At 41.8% G+C, this 18,137-nt stretch carries 20 protein-coding genes; 6 read left to right on the forward strand and 14 right to left on the reverse strand.

Annotation, left to right across the window (positions count from 1 at the left end; genetic code table 11):
* Window positions 1-3: 3 nt before the first annotated feature.
* The 8 genes from ODU39_RS03780 to ODU39_RS03815 all read right to left on the reverse strand — a co-directional run bounded on the left by ODU39_RS03780 (window position 4) and on the right by ODU39_RS03815 (window position 7,503).
* The gene (locus ODU39_RS03780) at window positions 4-1,134 is read right to left on the reverse strand and encodes an AI-2E family transporter (protein ID WP_336381321.1); all 1,131 of its coding nucleotides are present in this window, start codon (window positions 1,132-1,134) and stop codon (window positions 4-6) included.
* Window positions 1,135-1,218: 84 nt separating this feature from the next.
* Window positions 1,219-1,908 carry a DNA-binding response regulator gene (locus ODU39_RS03785; protein ID WP_012027645.1) on the reverse strand — a complete coding sequence of 230 codons (690 nt, stop codon included), beginning with the start codon at window positions 1,906-1,908 and terminating at the stop codon, window positions 1,219-1,221.
* 81 nt (window positions 1,909-1,989) lie between these two features.
* Window positions 1,990-3,417 carry an NADP-dependent phosphogluconate dehydrogenase gene (gene gndA, locus ODU39_RS03790; protein WP_002942698.1) on the reverse strand — a complete coding sequence of 476 codons (1,428 nt, stop codon included), beginning with the start codon at window positions 3,415-3,417 and terminating at the stop codon, window positions 1,990-1,992.
* A 96-nt stretch (window positions 3,418-3,513) separates the two neighbouring features.
* On the reverse strand, window positions 3,514-4,053 hold the full coding sequence (locus ODU39_RS03795; RefSeq protein WP_014736258.1) for a DUF177 domain-containing protein: 540 nt from the start codon (window positions 4,051-4,053) through the stop codon (window positions 3,514-3,516).
* 9 nt (window positions 4,054-4,062) lie between these two features.
* Entirely contained in the window at window positions 4,063-4,980 is a 918-nt protein-coding gene (gene trxB, locus ODU39_RS03800; protein WP_398579936.1) for a thioredoxin-disulfide reductase, read from the reverse strand.
* A gap of 13 nt (window positions 4,981-4,993) precedes the next feature.
* Entirely contained in the window at window positions 4,994-5,218 is a 225-nt protein-coding gene (locus ODU39_RS03805) for a DUF4059 family protein (protein WP_002936682.1), read from the reverse strand.
* 17 nt (window positions 5,219-5,235) lie between these two features.
* Window positions 5,236-6,579: a DEAD/DEAH box helicase gene (locus tag ODU39_RS03810; RefSeq protein WP_044759432.1), complete on the reverse strand. Its 1,344-nt coding sequence runs from the start codon at window positions 6,577-6,579 to the stop codon at window positions 5,236-5,238.
* A 75-nt stretch (window positions 6,580-6,654) separates the two neighbouring features.
* The gene (locus tag ODU39_RS03815; protein ID WP_044759431.1) at window positions 6,655-7,503 is read right to left on the reverse strand and encodes a hypothetical protein; all 849 of its coding nucleotides are present in this window, start codon (window positions 7,501-7,503) and stop codon (window positions 6,655-6,657) included.
* 195 nt (window positions 7,504-7,698) lie between these two features.
* Here ODU39_RS03815 and ODU39_RS03820 point away from each other — a divergent pair, with 195 nt between their 5' ends.
* Window positions 7,699-8,562, forward strand: coding sequence for an IS982 family transposase (locus ODU39_RS03820; RefSeq protein ID WP_015647273.1), 864 nt, complete (start codon window positions 7,699-7,701; stop codon window positions 8,560-8,562).
* Window positions 8,563-8,577: 15 nt separating this feature from the next.
* Here the strand turns inward: ODU39_RS03820 and mraY are convergent, their stop codons facing one another.
* Genes mraY through rsmH form a run of 4 tightly spaced genes read right to left on the reverse strand, consistent with a single transcriptional unit; the run spans window position 8,578 to window position 13,111 of the window.
* Entirely contained in the window at window positions 8,578-9,576 is a 999-nt protein-coding gene (gene mraY, locus ODU39_RS03825) for a phospho-N-acetylmuramoyl-pentapeptide-transferase (RefSeq protein ID WP_014638523.1), read from the reverse strand.
* Window position 9,577: 1 nt separating this feature from the next.
* On the reverse strand, window positions 9,578-11,827 hold the full coding sequence (pbp2X, locus tag ODU39_RS03830) for a penicillin-binding protein PBP2X (protein WP_208571349.1): 2,250 nt from the start codon (window positions 11,825-11,827) through the stop codon (window positions 9,578-9,580).
* Window positions 11,827-12,150: a cell division protein FtsL gene (ftsL, locus tag ODU39_RS03835; RefSeq protein ID WP_002937992.1), complete on the reverse strand. Its 324-nt coding sequence runs from the start codon at window positions 12,148-12,150 to the stop codon at window positions 11,827-11,829. The genes pbp2X and ftsL overlap by 1 nt, the downstream gene beginning before the upstream one ends.
* A gap of 10 nt (window positions 12,151-12,160) precedes the next feature.
* Window positions 12,161-13,111: a 16S rRNA (cytosine(1402)-N(4))-methyltransferase RsmH gene (gene rsmH, locus ODU39_RS03840; protein WP_002937995.1), complete on the reverse strand. Its 951-nt coding sequence runs from the start codon at window positions 13,109-13,111 to the stop codon at window positions 12,161-12,163.
* Window positions 13,112-13,377: 266 nt separating this feature from the next.
* Here rsmH and ODU39_RS03845 point away from each other — a divergent pair, with 266 nt between their 5' ends.
* From ODU39_RS03845 to ODU39_RS03865, 5 genes are all read left to right on the forward strand, one after another.
* On the forward strand, window positions 13,378-13,566 hold the full coding sequence (locus ODU39_RS03845; protein WP_002942681.1) for a helix-turn-helix transcriptional regulator: 189 nt from the start codon (window positions 13,378-13,380) through the stop codon (window positions 13,564-13,566).
* A 13-nt stretch (window positions 13,567-13,579) separates the two neighbouring features.
* Window positions 13,580-13,780, forward strand: coding sequence for a hypothetical protein (locus ODU39_RS03850; RefSeq protein ID WP_208571350.1), 201 nt, complete (start codon window positions 13,580-13,582; stop codon window positions 13,778-13,780).
* Between the two features lie 13 nt (window positions 13,781-13,793).
* Entirely contained in the window at window positions 13,794-14,876 is a 1,083-nt protein-coding gene (locus ODU39_RS03855; RefSeq protein WP_208571351.1) for a DUF3278 domain-containing protein, read from the forward strand.
* Between the two features lie 12 nt (window positions 14,877-14,888).
* Window positions 14,889-15,236, forward strand: a complete 348-nt coding sequence (locus ODU39_RS03860; protein WP_044753759.1) for a hypothetical protein — start codon at window positions 14,889-14,891, stop codon at window positions 15,234-15,236.
* A 387-nt stretch (window positions 15,237-15,623) separates the two neighbouring features.
* On the forward strand, window positions 15,624-16,052 hold the full coding sequence (locus ODU39_RS03865; RefSeq protein ID WP_136670188.1) for a NusG domain II-containing protein: 429 nt from the start codon (window positions 15,624-15,626) through the stop codon (window positions 16,050-16,052).
* Window positions 16,053-16,096: 44 nt separating this feature from the next.
* Here the strand turns inward: ODU39_RS03865 and menA are convergent, their stop codons facing one another.
* A complete protein-coding gene (gene menA / locus ODU39_RS03870; RefSeq protein WP_398579937.1) occupies window positions 16,097-17,053 on the reverse strand; it encodes a 1,4-dihydroxy-2-naphthoate polyprenyltransferase in 957 nt (318 codons plus the stop codon).
* Window positions 17,046-18,095, reverse strand: coding sequence for an FAD:protein FMN transferase (locus tag ODU39_RS03875; protein ID WP_208564742.1), 1,050 nt, complete (start codon window positions 18,093-18,095; stop codon window positions 17,046-17,048). Before ODU39_RS03875 ends, menA begins: the two co-directional genes overlap by 8 nt.
* Window positions 18,096-18,137 lie beyond the last annotated feature (42 nt).

The raw sequence follows: 18,137 nt of genomic DNA on the forward strand, positions 1-18,137 counted from the left end.
GAATTACTCACTTTCTACCAATAATTCATCTTGCTTCTTCAATCGACTGGCAACCCATTCACGAACCAGGCGGTAGACAACCGCAAAGATAGGTGTAAAGAAGACCATACCAAGTAGGCCAAACAAATTACCACCAATCAAGGCTGCAGCCAGGGTAAATAGGGTCGGAAGACCAACTGATTGACCAACCACGCGCGGATAGATAACATTTCCTTCTATCAGCTGAATAATCTGGAAAAGGGCGATAGACCAGAGTGCCAAGAGCGGATTTTGCACCGCCACAAAGAGAGCACTAATCAAACACGCTGAAAAGGGACCGATATAAGGTACAAATGATAGGACCCCAGCCAAAATACCAGCCATGCTGGCATAAGGAATTCCTGAGAGCGAATAACTAACAAAGACAAGTGTCCCAATGATACACGCCTCAACAATCTGACTCATCAAAAATCGGTCATAGGTATCAACAATAACTTCTCCAATATAGTTCACTACTCTGACAGCCTTCTCTGGCAAGGTAGCCTGCAAGAACTTTCTCGTCATCGCCTGCAAGTGTTCCTTGCTCCCTAAAATCGCTAGAGTGAAGAAGAAAGCCATTATCAACGTCATAGTGTTCGAAAAAATCCCCGTCACATTGGACACCAAGCCAGATAAAATCGGTGTGACCAAACTTGAAATAAGTGTTAAATTCTTCAACTGATCCAAAAAGCTGGCAATCTGGTCTCCGATTTGTCCCGACAAAAGACCATTTGATTCAAGAAAATTAGTTAGGGCATTTACCGATTTTGGAATGGCTGTGCTGCTAACCGAAACCAGTTCTGAAACAGTCGTCACCAATGTAGGAAGAACAATCACCACCAGTCCTGTCACAATTAAAGCAAATCCAATTAATACTCCAACAATTGCCAAAGACCGCTTGGATTTCTTTAAAAAAGAAATTTTTTCAAACTGATCTTCTAATTTTTTCATGGGAACATTGAGAATAAAGGCAAAAATAGCTCCAATAAAAAGCGAGTTCATACTGCCTAATAATTGTTGAATAGCCCCATAAATACTAGACCAGTTGAGAACAGCTAACAATGTCGCTCCAGATAAGAGCATCAATATGACTTTTTCTTTAAATGATGTATTCATAACTTTTCCATTCTTACTTATTGGCTATTATTTTATCACACGCTTATAGAAAAAGAAAGAGGGAAAGCCTCCCTCCTCTCTAAATCAATCGCGCATGGCATATCCGACACCACGAACCGTTTTAATATATGAATCTTGATGTGGCAAATCCAGTTTACCACGTAGATAGCGAATATATACATCGACGACATTGGTCTCAGAAGCCGCTTCATATTTCCAAACACGCTCAAGAAGTTGTTCTCGACTAACAGGCTCTGGGCTATTCATTAAGGTCGCCAACAGATCATACTCTCGGCGGGTCAAATTAATCAATTCATCACCTCGAGTCACTGTTCGATTTTGAAAATCAACCTTCAAATCACGATAGGCCGCATGCATGTGAACCTGTTTACAGTTATTGTCAATAAAATCACGACCACGAAAAATCGCAGAGATTTGCTCCACTAAATCACTGATGACAAAGGGCTTCACTACGTAGGAAACAGCATAAGAGAGGACTTCTTCCCCATATTGACTAACTTCTGTCGGCTCAACTACCACAATCATGACCGTGGCTGGTTTTATCGCTAACAGTTCTGTAGCCAATTCCTTGCTGGACATGTCTGAAAGCTGAAAACTCATCAGAATCAAGTCAAAATCCGTTTCATGTGCCAAGGACATAGCCTCTTTCCCTGTCGATGCATAATCAACAAGATAGTCTTTTTTCTGCAATTCCATGGAAACAAAATGCGAGAGATTGCGTTCTTTACCAGCAATCAAAATTTTCTTAGCCATTGTCCATCCTTTTCTATTCTTTCAAATGGTGTAGGAATCGTATTATGACTAGAAAGAAGGGCGCTTCCACGCCCATCTTTTCTATTTTGATTCGCTATACCAGTCGTAATGGAAGATTCCTTCTTTATCTTTACGGTTATAAGTGTGAGCACCAAAGTAGTCACGTTGTGCTTGAATCAAGTTCGCTGGCAAGTTTTCAGCACGGTAGCTATCGAAGTAGGTAATAGCTGCTGAGAATGTTGGTACAGGAACTCCTGCTTGAACTGCCAAGGCAACAACATCACGAACTGCCTGTTGATACTTAGCTGTTACATCAAGGAAGTACTCATCCAAGAGCAAGTTTGCCAAGTCTTCATCACGTCCGTAGGCATCTGTGATTTTTTGCAAGAAGCGAGCGCGGATGATACAACCTGCACGCCAGATTTTTGCGATTTCACCAAATGGCAAGTTCCAGTTGTTTTCTTTTGATGCTACGCGCAACTGTGCAAAACCTTGTGCATAAGACATGATTTTTGAGAAGTACAATGCTTGACGAATTTTTTCTACCAATTCAGCCTTGTCGCCTTCGTATGCAAACGGAGCTGGTTTTGGAAGAACCTTGCTTGCTGCCACACGCTCATCTTTGTAGGTTGAGATATAGCGAGCAAATACGGATTCTGTAATCAACGACAGTGGCACACCCAAGTCAAGTGATGATTGGCTTGTCCATTTACCAGTTCCCTTGTTACCAGCCGCATCCAAAATGTAGTCAACGATTGGTCCATCTTGACCTTGGTCGTCTTTACGTTTCAAAATATCTGCTGTGATTTCAATCAAGTAGCTATCCAATTCACCTTTGTTCCACTCAGTAAAGATGTCAGCCATTTCATCCACTGACAAACCGAGTAAGTGTTGCATGAGGTCATAAGACTCCGCAATCAATTGCATGTCGCCATACTCGATACCGTTGTGTACCATTTTTACGTAGTGACCAGCTCCATCTGGACCGATATAAGTCACACAGGGTGCTCCATCTTCTGGTGCTTTTGCTGAAATTTCTTCCAAGACATCTGCCACCAATTCGTAAGCTTCTTTTTGACCGCCAGGCATGATAGATGGACCTTCAAGGGCTCCTTTTTCACCACCAGATACACCTGTACCGATGAAGTTAATACCTGAGTTTGCCAATTCTTTTGAACGACGGATAGTGTCTTCGTAGAAAGTATTACCACCATCGATCAAGATGTCGCCTTCATCCAAGTGTGGCAAGAGCGCTTGAATGGTTGCATCTGTACCAGGACCAGCTTGAACCATAAGCATAATGCGACGTGGTTTTTCGATAGATGCCACAAAACTTTCCACATCGTAACTTGGTACCAAGTTTTTACCTGGGTTGCTTGCAACAACATCTTCTGTTTTATCAGCAGAGCGGTTGTAAATGGCTACTGAATAGCCACGTGATTCAACGTTAAGCGCAAGGTTGCGGCCCATAACGGCCATCCCTACAACACCAAAATTTGCTTTAGTCATTTGTTTACTCCTCTAATTTGTATCTCTTTTATTATACACCGAAAGCTTAAAATTAACAAGAATTTTCAGATAATTTAACTATCTTGCCAATCTGAGTTAGTCCTCGTCGCCAAATAACCCTTGTAATTGGGCAAAAGGACTATTGGCTTCTTTTTTCTCTTGAGCTTTTTGTTGAAAATCTTCCTCAGTCATTAAAGCCCAAGCTTGACCAGATGGTAGTTCCTGTCCAGCTTCTTCTTCAGGTGTCAAGACTTTGATTGGTATAGCCAATAAAATATTATCTGCTACACTCTCATCAAGGACAATGTGGTCATCTTCTACTACCAGCACCATATCCTCATCAATCAAATCTTGTTCTTTAAGAACTGCTTCATTAGCAACGAAGAGTTCATTGACGTTTTGGACCTCATGCAAAACAACTGGTTGCAGAGAACGACTGGATGCCAAGGTAATATCGTAAGTCATCTGATAGTCCAAGAAAAAGAAACCTGATTCAAAACGGATATTTCCAGTGACTTGGACTGGCGACAAGCCTAGAACTTCACCATTTCGAGCTTGCAATTCTTCCTGTAAATCCAAGGTTTTATCAAAGGAGATTCCATCTGGATTTTTCTGAATATCGTAAATATGAAACATTGTATTCCCCTATTCAGCTAGTTCTGTAATGTAGTTATAGACTTCTTGTCCAGCAACTGCACCATTTCCTACTGCCGTTGCAATCTGACGAAGTTGATTTTGACGAATATCACCGATGGCATAGATGCCTGATTGAGTCGTCTCCATCTTTTCATTAGTGATAACCCAACCAGCTTCGTCTGTAATTCCTAGGTCTGCAACTGTATCAGTCATCGGATCCAGACCGACATAGATAAAGACACCACCGAAATCAAGTTCACTGACTTCTTCAGTTTTCACATTTTTGATAATCACGCTTTGTACACGTAAGTCATCACCCTTGATTTCTTCGACTACGCTATCCCAGATGAAGTTAATTTTTTCATTGGCAAAGGCGCGGTCTTGGATAACTTTTTGAGCACGAAGTTGGTCACGTCGATGAACAATCGTCACAGATTCCGCAAATTGCGTCAAAAAGAGAGCTTCTTCGACCGCAGAATCTCCACCACCGACAACCAAGAGTTTTTGTCCACGGAAGAAGGCACCATCACAGACTGCACAATATGAGACACCACGGCTATTGTATGTATCCTCACCTGGAATACCTAACAAACGGTGTTTTGCCCCCATGGCTAGAACGACTGTCTTTGTCTCCAAAACACCATCCTCAGTGATCACTTTCTTAATTTTTCCTTCTTCCTCAATACGGACTAGGGTGCCAAAAATATGGTCCACACCGAATTTTTCCAAGGGTTCAAACATTTTTTCAGCCAAGGCTGGACCTGAAATATGGTCATAGCCTGGATAGTTTTCAATTTCCGCGGTATTGTTCATCTGACCACCATAAATACCACGTTCCAAAAGAGCTACCTTTAAATTGCTACGCCCTGCATAAAGAGCTGCAGTCATCCCCGCAGGACCCGCACCAATTACAACTGTATCGTACATATACTTTTTCCTTCTACGCTTTAAACATTAATAAGATTCCCACTACTCCAAAGGCTGCAATGGGAATTGTCATCACATTAATCATCAACAAATCAAACAAGAAATCTTGTCGTTCTTGCAAGGTTTTATCCACACCCTTTGTCGCACGCCAGATAAACCAGACCAGACTAGAAGTGATAATCAACAAGGAAGCTATTAGCAATCCTTGTAAATAAAAACTTAGAATGTTTTGTAACATCTTTTTCCTCGATTACTTTAAAAGGTTTGACGCTTGGCTTTACGTTCTGCACGACCCTTTGCACGCGCTTCAACTCGCTTGGTCTTGCGACGTTTTTCATCAACAGCCCATTGAATTTTCTTCTTGTAGCCTGGTTTGACTTTTTTCTTTTTCTTCTTGACCAAGCCAATCATTTCCAAATCTAGTTTTTCACGAGATTTTTCACGGTTGGCACGGCGGTCGCGATCATAGGTATCAACAAATTCGCCATTTTTCATCTCTTTTGGCAAGAATTTGATATTGAGCTTTTCCAATTCACGAATATCCGCATCGTCACTAGGTTGATAAAGTGTGATAGCAATACCTGACAAGCCATTGCGTCCTGTCCGGCCTACACGGTGAACAAAGAATGATAAGTCTTGCGGAATAGCATCATTGATGACATGACTAACCCCTTCAATATCAATACCACGTGCCGCTAAATCTGTTGCAACGATGTACTGATAGTCCAAGTTTTTCACCTGATTCATAATCCGCTTACGCTCACGCGGTGGAATATCTCCATGAATCTTTGCTACACGCAAACCGTTGGCAGTTAAGTAGCTGTGTAATTCATCTGCACGTGTTTTTGTATTAACAAAAATCATAGCCAAGTAAGGTTGCATGAGCTTGGTCACTTCCAATACCTGAGCATTACGGTCACGCCCCTTGGTTGAAATCAACCAGTTTTCAATCGTGTCAGAAATGACTGTGTGGGTCTTGATTTGTTCCATGACTGGATTGGATAAGTATTTTTTCAAAAACGGTTGGAGTTTCTGCGGAATGGTCGCTGAAAAGACCATAAATTGTAAGTCTTTTGGCAGGCTGCCAGCAATCTTATCGACTGTTTCTAAAAAGCCCATGTCCAAGGTCATATCTGCCTCATCAACCACAAAGGTTTTGGCCTTATGGATAGCCAGGTCACCTGATTTGACCAAATCATAGATACGCCCTGGTGTCCCAACAACAATGTGAGGCTGACCAGCTTGAAGCTTGTCAATTTGACGGTTCTTATCCGTACCGCCAACATAATTGGTCACACGAACTTCGATGTCCGAATGACTAGCCAACTGGCGTGCCGCTTGATAAATCTGAGTTGCCAGTTCTCGTGATGGAGCTGTAATAACAGCCTGAACTTGGTCCAATTCCTCATTTAATTTTTGGAAAATCGGAATCAAGAAGGTATGGGTCTTACCCGAACCTGTTTTTGATTCCCCTATCAAGTCTCGCCCTGACAAAACAACAGGAATCAATTTCTCCTGAACTTCTGTCGGCTGGACAAAGTTAATTTCTTTCAAAGCCTCCTGAATATAAGGCTTGAGTTTCATATCTGTAAATTTCATAGTTTCCTCTTTAATTGTGCTGCCTTCTATTATAGCACGATTTGGAGTGACAAGCAAAAAGGACGGATGCCCGCCCTATGCCTCTAAATCACTATTGTCATTTACTTCTGTGAAATCTGCATCTATAATCCCTAGTTCTTTCTCTTCCGCCAAACTCGCCTTAAATGCCTCACTTAATTCCAGCTCGCTATCAAAATCACCGTTTAATTTTTTAACAAAGGTATCCGCCAACAATCCTCCCATAGGCTGAAATGTAAAGTAGGTTAGACCTCCAGAAATCAGTCCTCCTAAAAGCGGAACAGCATTGGCAATCGTCTTTTCAACCGTTTTTTTAGTGATTTTTACCCCAATTACTGAAGCAACTTTTTTAACCAAGGGATACCAAGTTGTTTTTGTCAAGGCTTGCGCTGCAACTTTTTTACCAATATTAGCCCCGACTGTCTTAGATACTTTATTTAGGAGAACAGCTGAACCACCAGCACCAAACATAACACCAATATAGGCAATAATACGAATTTGAACCTCTTCGGAAATTTCCTTTCCCTCACCGACAAACAGCTCATCTTCACCAAAAAGGTAGGCAATTTGTTGCGACAAATTCAAAGCAAAGCCAAAATATTGAGCAATATCAGCTGTTCCTGCTGCTACTGCTGTGAGGGGATTACCTGGTAAACCAGCCGCAAAAGAGAGTAAGGAAGTCTTTGTAGTCATATCATGAATGATTTTATCAGCTTCTTTTCTTAAAGCATCCAAACTATAAACCGCTGTCGGTCCATCAGCAATAATCTTGTCTAAATAGGGACTGTCCTTAAATCGAGTCTTCAAAAAATCCTCCCTATTGACCTTTACCATGGGAAGCTGACTTGCAGCTGTCATGGTCTGAAGTACCACACCATACATCTTCTCCTGATTGAACTGTTCCATTTTTTCCTCCTCAGCCTAATTTACTATTATTTTACCCCCCCCCCGACCATATTTGTCAAGGTAAAAAAACAGCATTTCTGCTGTTTTTGATATACAATAAAAATCTTACCTGTGGTACTAGTTCATTTCAAACTACAATAAAAAGCCCAAATAGACTATACTGTAAGTGTCTAAACATACAGGAGGTTAGTCCAAATGAGCTACTTACAGTATACTGCTAAATCTCATCATTTGCAATGGAATGTACGCCAATTATCTCAAATTTGTCATCACTTCTACCAAAACTACTGTCCAGATTCCTTCAAACATCGGCGAAATGTTGGCTTAGCTAAAGTTTCAGATGAATCAATTCTTGTCTTACTTCTGTTACAAGCTGAACTAAGCATGACATCACAACGCCATTTCTACACCATCTGCCCCCTCTTTCCTTGTGGTCGGTTACTAGAAAGAAGCAGTTTCAATCGGCGGTCTAAACAATTGATTTGGCTAGTCCAATTAATCCGAAAAGCTAAGAGTGAACTGCTTCCATCTGATAAACTAGCCATTATAGATAGTTTTCCTTTGCCACTTTGTCACCCTATTCGCAATCAAAGAGTTGCCATTTTTAAAGGTGTAGCTGATATTGGTTACAACGCCTCTAAACATCTTTGGTTTTACGGTTTCAAGGTTCATATGCTGGTGACCTTATCTGGTTATATTCTGAATTATGTTGTCACACCAGCCTCTGTCCATGATATCAAGGTGGTTTATGAACTATTAGAGGGATGTAAACAATCGGTTATCCTAGGTGATCTAGGTTACTTAAGCAGTGAACTCAAAAAGGACTTAGAGCAAGAAGGTTACCACCTATGGACGCCATTTCGACAAAACATGACAGGAGCTGAAGAACAGAACAATTGGAAAGCGATGGCCATGAGACGAACTATTGAAACACGTTTTTCTGAACTGTGTCGTCTCTTTGACATCCAACATACATTAGCTAGAAGTCTAGCCGGACTACAGTTACGAATGGAACAAATTATTCTAGCTCATAACTTACGCTATTTTGAAATGAACTAGCACCATGGGTAAATCTTATAAATAAAGAATAGCCAAGGTAATCAGACTCATTACAAGACCGACTGACCAGAGGAAAAAGTCAACTTTCCACTCGCTCCATTTTTCAGCTTTTCCGGTCAAACCTCCGAGCTCCAAATGGTGATGAAAAGGAGTCATACGGAAGATACGACGACCTTCTCCAAAGCGTTTTTTGGTGTATTTAAAATATGAAACTTGCAACATAACAGAGGACGTTTCAATGACATAGACCAGGCCGATAAGGAGGAGGGTCCATTCCTGACGGAGGGCAATTGAAATAGTTGCCAACATACCGCCGAGAGCCAAGCTTCCCACATCCCCCATGAAAATCTTCGCTGGTTTACGGTTATAAACAAAGAAACCGAGCAAGCCACCAATCATGGTCACACAAACTAGAAGAATATCAAATTTTTGCTCATTGAAGGCGATGACAGAGTAAGCTAGAAGGCTGATAACAACTGAGATAGAAGCCAATCCATCAATACCATCTGTCAAATTAACTGCATTTGAAAAACCGACCAGCCAGAACAGAACAAATGGAAAATAGAGAACTCCCAAATGTATCATGTGACCAAATACATTCAATTCTCCGCCACCTGCTCCTCTTACGTGGACAAAGTAGAAGACAATCCCTCCTAAAATTTGTAGAGCAAGCTTTTGTTTAGGATTAAGACCTTCATTTATCTTACGGAAAATTTTTAAAAAGTCATCCAAAAATCCTACTACACCATAAAGGGCAAGGATAAAGAGGATGGCGAGAACACCACCCGTCAACAGTTGAAAGGCCGTTGCAAACAACAAGCTGACAAGTATCGCAACAACGAGAAAAACTGTTCCCCCCATTGTTGGTGTACCTGCCTTAAACTGATGTTGTTTCACATCTTCGTGCATCTGTTGCCCCTCGATGCGTTTGGCTTGATAAAATGTAATAAATCGTGGGATTAAGAGAACGGTTGCTAGAAAAGCTACCAATCCCGACATAAGTGCGAATTGCATGTTAGTCTCCTAAGGTTATTGTTATTTTCTTGGTTTTATTCAAAGCGGTACCGACCTCTACACTTTGGTCGACTACTTTTGAACCCGTTCCTTTATAGGTCACTTCGATACCAGTCCATTCAGCAAATATATCCATATTCTCTTTGGTGATTGCGTACAGGTCTGGCATTTCTTCGAATTTATTTGTCAGGAGTAGAACCTGTTGGTTGGCGATTACCTTACTTCCTTTTTCGACTGAAACTTTTTTAATTTCAGCACCGTTTCCAAGGATAACTGGTTGAACTAATTGACGGCGAAGTTCCTCAGCCGACTCGCCTGGTGCCTTACCAATGAGGTCTGGCAATCGATACTCTGTCTCATTAGCGACCTGTGCCAATGCTGGTGCAGGTGAATCCAGATTCAAATTGTCTTTCAACAGCATCGCTTCTTTCAATGTAGGACTGACAATATCACGCCAAGACAGGACATTCAATACTTCCGGTTGGCGAATGGTCACATACATGATAAACTCAGGATTCTCAGCAGGGATCATGGCTACTACAGAGTTGATGTAGGCACCTTTAATATACCCTTGACCATCTTCACTGGCAATTTCCGCCGTACCTGATTTAACTGCAATGTCATAGCCATCAACTTGAATTGCAGGTCCCTGTAAGTCATGTGAGTAGAGCGTACCATAAACAGGGTCAGTACCGACATTTATCATATAGCGAAGTGTATCATCGGCAGCTTGTTCAGAAACTGGATTTCCCACTTCTTCTTTCGAAGAAATTCTAGCTGTATCTGTATTAGGATTATAAAGAGCTGAGATGAATTTAGGCTCTAGCATAATACCGTTATTCGCAATGGCGGTAAAACTACGAAGCATCTGTGCTTGGTTTGCAGAAATACCCTGACCAAACGATGACATGGCGATAGAAACAATGTTGTCCCCTGGTACCATTCCTGGCGCCTCGTCCCCCATACCAAAACGCGTTGGGTAGCCAAAGCGGAATTTAGCGAGGTAATTTAGCCATTTTTCATCTCCCATCTGTTGCTGCAATAAGGTCATCCCAACGTTACTGGATAGGGAGAAGCCTTGCGCATAATTGAGAGTCACAGCTGAATAACCTGCATTGAGGGTCCAGTCATTGATTTTCGCGTCTGCGATAACGTACTCATTATTGGTATAATAGGCATTTGGATCAAAGGTTCCATTATCGATAGCTGACGCTACTGTTAGCACCTTCATTGTTGAACCAGGCTCAAACGCTTCTTGGTATAAGAGTGACCGCTCTAGCAGTCCTTCTTGGCCTAGACCTTCTTTGGTATCTGAATCATAGCTTGGCCTTTGGGTCGTCGCCAGTATTTCACCCGTCTTGGCTGAAACCAAAGTTGCATTCGCATATCGCCCTTTGGCTTTATCGAAGAAGGTATTCATATTGGTTTCAAGAGAACGTTGCAAATCGGCTGAAATTGTCGTATAGACATCCTGCCCGTTTACTGTCTCCGTTTCAACCTTTTCTGTTCCAGGTAGGACACGGCCTTGGCTATCTTTCTCGTAGATAACCTTTCCATCTTGACCAGCCAGAATATCATTCAGATAATATTCCAAACCACTCACACCCTGTAAACTATGACTACCATCCTTGTTTTCAACCGGATTAGCTAACCCGACAAAAATTGAAGCAAAATTTCCATTCGGATACATCCGTCCTGGACTAGCGTTAAAGGCAATCCCTTCAATACCTGCCGCCTTCATCTCTTCTTGGATTGAGGACATCGTACTATAGGAGATATTCTTACCTAACGTCCCAAAGTATACCTGCTTCAGTTCCGGTTGATTCAGCTGCTCCATAACATAATCTGTCTCCATTCCGAGATGCTTTTTAAAGATTTCTGCTACTTTGCTGAACTGAGAAGACTGCACATACAAAACTTTTTTCAGTTCTGACACATATTCTGTGTCAATGATGGCATAGACCGTATAGGTCGTCGAATCTTCCGCAATAGGAATCCCTGTACGGTCGTATATCGTCCCCCGTTTAGCTTGAACGGTAACTTCACGCTGATGTACCGCATCAGCTCTCTCTGACAAGTTCACCCCCAATTTACTATCGGTACCGATAATATAGGCAAAGTTGATTAAAAAGAGAAAAAAGACGAAAACCGTCAAAAGAAGTAGGCTCTGGCCTACTCTTCGACGATTTTTTGACGGAACATATCGTTTTTTCAAGACATACCGCAAGAGTTTATTATTTCTTCTGGGCATTATTCGGCTACTCCAATATTGTCATTATTAAAAGTTAATCCAGCTTTTTCAGCAATTTCCATCAAGCGAGCTGAACGTGTCAATTCATTGACAGCTTGCTTTGCATCGTTGATTTCAATCTGTTTTTGGCTAATATCTTGATTGACTTTGGCCATCCCAGATTGAAGCTGCAAAAGCCGCGTTTGCATAAAGATAATTCCTATGGCAAGGGCTAATCCAGATAATACGATGCTTGAATAGAAGGCTTTTTCTACACGTGTGAAGGTTCTAATTTTATCACCGATAACCCGCATAGTGGCTTCTCTACGTTTTTCTTGCAACATAGACTCTCTCCTATTTATGTACTTTCTTAGCTACACGCAGCTTGGCTGAATGTGCGCGATTATTTGCCTCTAATTCTTCTTGACTAGGTAAGATAGGCTTACGATTGACCAATTCAAGCGGCGCCTTCAAGTCATCTGGAATAAATGGCAAACCTTTTGGAACATCAATCGTACTTGCTTCTTTGAAGAGTTGTTTGGTCAAACGATCTTCTAAAGAATGGAATGTAATAACAGAAATCCGTCCATCCAGAGCCAATAAGTCAATGGCCTGCTGGATAGATTCATCCGCTGCTCCCAACTCATCGTTGACCTCAATCCGAATAGCTTGGAAAATCTGCTTAGCAGGATGCCCCTTCTTCTTAAGTTCCTTGGCTGGCTTGGCAGATTTGATCAGCTCTGCCAACTCAGTCGTTGTTTCAATCGGCTTGACCGCACGCGCCTGTTCAATCTTACGAGCAATCTGCTTGGAAAATTTATCCTCACCGTATTTAAAGAAAATCCGTACCAAGTCGTGATAGTCATAGTTATTGACCACATCATAAGCCGTCAAATGTCCCTCACGATTCATCCGCATATCAAGCGGAGCATCTTGTTTGTAAGAAAAGCCACGCTCCCGCTCATCCAACTGTGGACTAGATACTCCTAAATCATAACAAATCCCATCAATCTCTGTTACACCTAGCTCTGCCAAGCGAGTCTTGAGATTGCGAAAATTGTCCCTGATAAAGGTCACTTGTCCCTTTTCAATGTAGGATGCCAAGCGAATATGGGCATGATCAATAGCAGTCTGATCCTGATCAAAGGCATAAAGATGCCCCCCATCCGTCAACTGACTGAGCAGATACTCACTATGCCCTGCTCCACCCAGCGTTGCATCTACATAAATTCCATTTGGTTTGATGTCTAACATATCGACTGTCTCATGCAAGAGAACAGTTGTGTGATTAAATTCCTTGGTCATATCTTTTCTATTGTACCACAAATTAAAATAAAAAGTTGTTGCAAACTTTTTACAAAAAAACTGTCAAATATAGTTGACAACTTATATGAACAGGTATATACTAACAGTAATGAAACATGTCACATATAGTTGACATCAACAGGGAGGTCTCCCTCATTTTTTACAACCAACTGTCGCATATAATTGACATCATGCCTAAGGATAGCTAGTCTATCCTCTCTCTTTACAATAGAATGTCGCATATATTTTACACGAAAGGAGAACCCATGAACCGTGTCAAAGATTATCGCCTACTGCTAGGGATTTCCCAGCTGGATCTTGCCAAAGCCATCGGCGTATCCAGGCAAACCATCAACATGATTGAAAACAACAAATACAACCCCTCGCTAGACCTCTGTATCAACCTAGCCAAAGCTTTACAGACCGATCTCAACAGCCTCTTTTGGAATGAATAGAAAGGAAAATATCATGAAAAAGAATACACGCAAAGCCCTTATCTCTACCCTTATTTTTATCCCGCTCTTTGTCCTCTTTCAGCTTTGGGGCAATAGCAGAGCAGACATCTTGCAGATCATCAGCCATGTGAAGTTCTGGGTGCAACTGCTGATTGCTGGAACCGTCTACTTCCTAGGATTATCTTACCTGCCACTCATTTTTCGTCGTAAGTAAATAGGAGTATCGTATGAAAAAGGAAACCTTTCAAGATAAATTGATCAAACGCTTTTACGGTATCGCAGGTCCCTTAGACGAATTTCGCCAACAAGAAGCCTTCCGACTAGGTAATACCTGCTTTATCCTACTCTTTTGGGGCACCATGGCTCTTACCTTACTGGCACTTGCCCTATCCAAACGCTTCCCAGAAGTCGTTGCCTTTGGCTATCCCGTTTCTCTGCTCCTAAGCTATCTAGCAACCAGTAGCTACATCATGTATAAACTTCGCCACAGCCAACTGGACAGTTTAGATGTAGAAGAACTGACTAGCAAGGAACAGCAGCAGCTCAAGGGAGCCAGTATCAAATTCGCCCTCTATTTCACCTGTGGTATGTATATCTGGAACACTGGATTTGATGCCTGGATGGAAGGACTCAATCCACTAGACCATTTATTTGACCTCCGAAAATTCCTTGCAGCCTGTCTAGTCGGTGTTTTCATGGGAATTTATATCGAAATCACTCTTCGTAAACGCATGAAAAAGGCAGAAAAACTAACTGTCAGCTCTGCTATTGCCAAAGAAGAACCCAAGTGGATCAAAAATATGATTAAACGTTTTTATGGTATCCGCGGTCCTTTAGACGAATACCGACGGGCCGAGGCTGATGCTATCGGCGGACAAGCCTTTATCTACTACTTCTACTTCCTAGCTCTTGGAAATGCCATCGCCTACTTCCTAGCCTACCGCTACCCTCTGGAGGTGGCTGCCTACTATCCAATGATCATTGCCTTCTTCAGTATTATCCTAATTGGTATCGTTAATATGCGTACTCTCCATGCTGACCTGCCTCAATATGACGTGGACGAACTGAGCCCTGAGGAAAGACAAGCCCGGCCCCTTAACCCACTTCTCTGGGGACTGGGAGTTGCCCTGCTATCTAGCCTCTTTGCTGGGCTGGCAGACCTCTTTAGCCTCCAGCTTCCCCTACTGGATTCCATCTTCCACGTAAAATCCCTCTTCTTCGGTGGCATGATGGGCCTCTTTGCCAGTCTAGCCCTGTCTGCCATTGCCTATCTGCAAAAACTGGAAGCAGATACTGCTAAGAAAAAATAAGGAGCTAACACCATGAATAAACCTTTTACACCTAAACAAACCTGTCGCATTTTTGTCTTGTTTTATGGCCTCTTTTCTGCCTTCTTCATCTACTCTTATATGGTCAATGAGCCAATTAGCAGCGATTCGTTCTTGATTACGCTACCGACCATTCAGATCTTTAGATCCTATAAAACAACAGAGGAAAAACGCTACTTTCTCATTCAATCTGTCTTTGCACTGTTTGCCATGACCTTGACTTATTCTGTAGGCATTTGGCTAGGGCATGTCAAACCACTTGCCCTCATCCTTCCTGCTGGATTTGCTCTGGCTATTCTTTATCGGATTTATCTTAAAAAGGAGAAACCAGATAGACGTTGACAAACCGAAATTCATTTTCACTTTGATTGTTCTCTCCTATACAGCAATTTGTAGCATATATACATAGCTACCTGACAGGGGACAATCCATCAATCCTTTTCTTACTATTCACTATACTTCCAATTTTAAATAGTGACTGGCAAACTACCCGTCCAGAATCAAATGTTGTCCAAAAAGCTATCTATCTTTATCATAAACCGCTGCTCTGGTTTCTCTTTGCAGGTTTTGCCCTAACTTTCTCCATTGGATTTTTCGCTGGGAAAATACAACCACTTCATGCTAGATTTTGGGGAATGTTAGCCATCCTACTCTTCTCTAGATAATTGAAAAAGTAATCTGTATCCAACATTTTACAAAGTAGGATTTTTTCTATAAAATAGATTGTATATGACATTCAAATCCATTCTCAAACAACTCAAACTATTTGATTATATCTTAATCGGATTTACCCTCATCTTATCCTTTCTTCCAGCAATTTTTACCTATGCACATCTGACAACAGATACAAATGAGGCAAAAACAATTGCCTATGTCCGCATCAATGGTGAGGTGGTCGACCAATTTGAATTATCAAAGGACACACCACATCAAGAAAAGACCTACTATCCCAATGAAGGGCAATACAACATCATTGAAGTTGATGGCGAACGCATTCGGGTCAAGGAAGACAATAGCCCAGACCAAATTGCCGTTATGACCAGCTGGATTAGCCAGCCAGGAGAACTCTCCGTCTGCCTGCCACATAACCTGTTGATTGAAATCAAATCCGTTGGCGGAGAAGGCACTGATGAAGAAGAACTCATTTTACCACTATAACAAAGAAGACACAGCCTGTTGATGAATGACTGTGTCTTTCCTTTTTAGAAAATAAGGGCTAAAGCAAGTATCACCACATATAGCAGCGCAAAGAGTACAAAACTCTTTACTGCCTCGATAAAGGTTTCCCGTTTGACTTGCTTTTTCAAAAATGTTTCTAGACTCTTATAAGCAGGCCAAACACCGATTAAACCGATCAGGGCCCAGATTGGCAAGAAACCAGTCAAACAGTACAACAGCCACAGCAACCATGGTAAACTTGCCAAGACGAAATACAATTTAAGAGCATTTTTCTTGCCAATATAGTAAACCAGAGTATAACGATGGTTGCGAATATCTTCTTCTAAATCACAGGTATTGTTGGCCAACATGATATTGGCAATCAAGGTTACCAAAGGAAGGGACATGAAAATAATTTCTATTATTTTTATCCAAGAGAATTGCAAGGTCATCCACTGGCCGCTCACTTGGCTGGTCAGTAGCAAATCTGGTTGCTGAATAAATACAGCAAGAAAGAAAATCCCAAACCCCATGGTTACTCCAGAGAAAACTTCACCCAGTGGCATTCTCGAAAGTGGAATAGGACCAAAGGTATAAAAGATACCAATGAGGAAACAGAGAGCCCCCATCGGTAGGAGGAGCCAGCTGGTCCGCCATACAAGGAGTAATGAAACCAGTAGAGAAAAAATAAGTAGGGCAAGGACGATTCCAATCATCTGACGGAAATCTAGAGAGAATTTTCCAATCACATTGCTTTCCTGACGATAGGTTTCATCCTTGGCCTTGTGGTAGTCCATGCTATTGTTGATGGCAGTTGTACACATGTCAAAGCTGAGGACGGCAATGATGAAGAGGAGAGTATTGAGCCAATTGAAAGCTTGATAGCGATACAGGCTCCATAAAATCCCCAGGGTCATCGGGAAAACACTAGCTACCTTGGTCTTCATTTCAACAAATTCTAGAAATACAGGCAAACTGAGTCCTTTAGTTGATTTATTCATTGACAAGATGATACTCCTCATTCGTTAATTCAAAGCTTTCTTTCAAGCCATCACTCAGATGAACGCCCTGCTCCTTATCGATGAAAACAGCTTCTACACCGTCAATCTGATTGATAAAGTCAAGACCTTTTTCCACACCTAGTAAGAAGAGAGTTGTGGATAAGGCATCCCCTTGGATAGATGTTTTGGAAAAGACTGTCACACCTGAAATATCGTTTTCCACAGGATAGCCAGTTTTTGGATCCAGAATATGGTGGTATTTAACACCGTCCACCTCTAAGTAGCGCTCGTAAATACCTGAGGTAACAACCGAATCATGTGTCCCTGGCACAGAACCGACCGTTGATCCACGCACTTGGTCTGGGTCTTGAACTCCAACATTCCAACCATTTTGTGTCGTTGGCGAATCCCCCATAACCACCACATTCCCGCCTAGATTGATGATAGCTGTCGTAATCCCTTTGCTGGCAAACAATTCTCTAACCTTATCTGCAATGTAACCTTTGGAAATGGCTCCTAATTCTAGCGTCATTCCTTCTTTGATAAAGACGGTCTTCTTCTCCTTATCTAAAGTAATGTCTTTATAATTGATAAATGGCAGAGCAGCTTTGATTTCTTCATCACTCGGCTTACGTGCATCCTCATCTCCAATTTTCCACAGATTGCTCACAGCTCCAATGGAAATGTCAAATAGCCCCTGACTTTCTTTACTCATGTCAATAGCTGTTTCAATCACTTCAAAGGTACGTTCATCCACCTTGACAGCCTCTTTTCCTGCTGCCTGATTGATACGGTAGACATCTGCTCCTTCCAAGTTTGTGGACAACAGACTTTCCATCTCCTTGATATAGGAGACAGCTTCATCCATCGCTTCTTCCTGATTTTCATGATAAATGCTCAATTGCACTACTGTGTGAAGTAAGCTTTCACTACGAGTCAACGGAGTTTTCACAACAGATAAACTTTCGTTTTGTTTACCACTACAGGCAACAAGCAAAACCATCAGTAGGCCCACGAACAATAGACTTGCAATTTTTTTCACTGATTTTACCTTCCCCAAAAAATAAGAAGACACAGTAGCCAA

This window comes from Streptococcus sp. 2021WUSS126 (assembly GCF_044427255.1).
Taxonomy (GTDB): domain Bacteria; phylum Bacillota; class Bacilli; order Lactobacillales; family Streptococcaceae; genus Streptococcus; species Streptococcus hashimotonensis.

What these genes read in the sequence shown, in the direction of transcription:
- ODU39_RS03780 (WP_336381321.1), bottom strand. Translation starts at nt 1,134, where the DNA reads ATGAATACATCATTTAAAGAAAAAGTCATATTGATGCTCTTATCTGGA.
- ODU39_RS03865 (WP_136670188.1), top strand. Translation starts at nt 15,624, where the DNA reads ATGACATTCAAATCCATTCTCAAACAACTCAAACTATTTGATTATATC.
- gndA (WP_002942698.1), bottom strand. Translation starts at nt 3,417, where the DNA reads ATGACTAAAGCAAATTTTGGTGTTGTAGGGATGGCCGTTATGGGCCGC.
- ODU39_RS03785 (WP_012027645.1), bottom strand. Translation starts at nt 1,908, where the DNA reads ATGGCTAAGAAAATTTTGATTGCTGGTAAAGAACGCAATCTCTCGCAT.
- ODU39_RS03845 (WP_002942681.1), top strand. Translation starts at nt 13,378, where the DNA reads ATGAACCGTGTCAAAGATTATCGCCTACTGCTAGGGATTTCCCAGCTG.
- ftsL (WP_002937992.1), bottom strand. Translation starts at nt 12,150, where the DNA reads ATGTTGCAAGAAAAACGTAGAGAAGCCACTATGCGGGTTATCGGTGAT.
- pbp2X (WP_208571349.1), bottom strand. Translation starts at nt 11,827, where the DNA reads ATGCCCAGAAGAAATAATAAACTCTTGCGGTATGTCTTGAAAAAACGA.
- ODU39_RS03860 (WP_044753759.1), top strand. Translation starts at nt 14,889, where the DNA reads ATGAATAAACCTTTTACACCTAAACAAACCTGTCGCATTTTTGTCTTG.
- ODU39_RS03820 (WP_015647273.1), top strand. Translation starts at nt 7,699, where the DNA reads ATGAGCTACTTACAGTATACTGCTAAATCTCATCATTTGCAATGGAAT.
- ODU39_RS03850 (WP_208571350.1), top strand. Translation starts at nt 13,580, where the DNA reads ATGAAAAAGAATACACGCAAAGCCCTTATCTCTACCCTTATTTTTATC.
- menA (WP_398579937.1), bottom strand. Translation starts at nt 17,053, where the DNA reads ATGAATAAATCAACTAAAGGACTCAGTTTGCCTGTATTTCTAGAATTT.
- ODU39_RS03810 (WP_044759432.1), bottom strand. Translation starts at nt 6,579, where the DNA reads ATGAAATTTACAGATATGAAACTCAAGCCTTATATTCAGGAGGCTTTG.
- ODU39_RS03855 (WP_208571351.1), top strand. Translation starts at nt 13,794, where the DNA reads ATGAAAAAGGAAACCTTTCAAGATAAATTGATCAAACGCTTTTACGGT.
- ODU39_RS03805 (WP_002936682.1), bottom strand. Translation starts at nt 5,218, where the DNA reads ATGTTACAAAACATTCTAAGTTTTTATTTACAAGGATTGCTAATAGCT.
- ODU39_RS03815 (WP_044759431.1), bottom strand. Translation starts at nt 7,503, where the DNA reads ATGGAACAGTTCAATCAGGAGAAGATGTATGGTGTGGTACTTCAGACC.
- ODU39_RS03795 (WP_014736258.1), bottom strand. Translation starts at nt 4,053, where the DNA reads ATGTTTCATATTTACGATATTCAGAAAAATCCAGATGGAATCTCCTTT.
- trxB (WP_398579936.1), bottom strand. Translation starts at nt 4,980, where the DNA reads ATGTACGATACAGTTGTAATTGGTGCGGGTCCTGCGGGGATGACTGCA.
- mraY (WP_014638523.1), bottom strand. Translation starts at nt 9,576, where the DNA reads ATGCAATTCGCACTTATGTCGGGATTGGTAGCTTTTCTAGCAACCGTT.
- rsmH (WP_002937995.1), bottom strand. Translation starts at nt 13,111, where the DNA reads ATGACCAAGGAATTTAATCACACAACTGTTCTCTTGCATGAGACAGTC.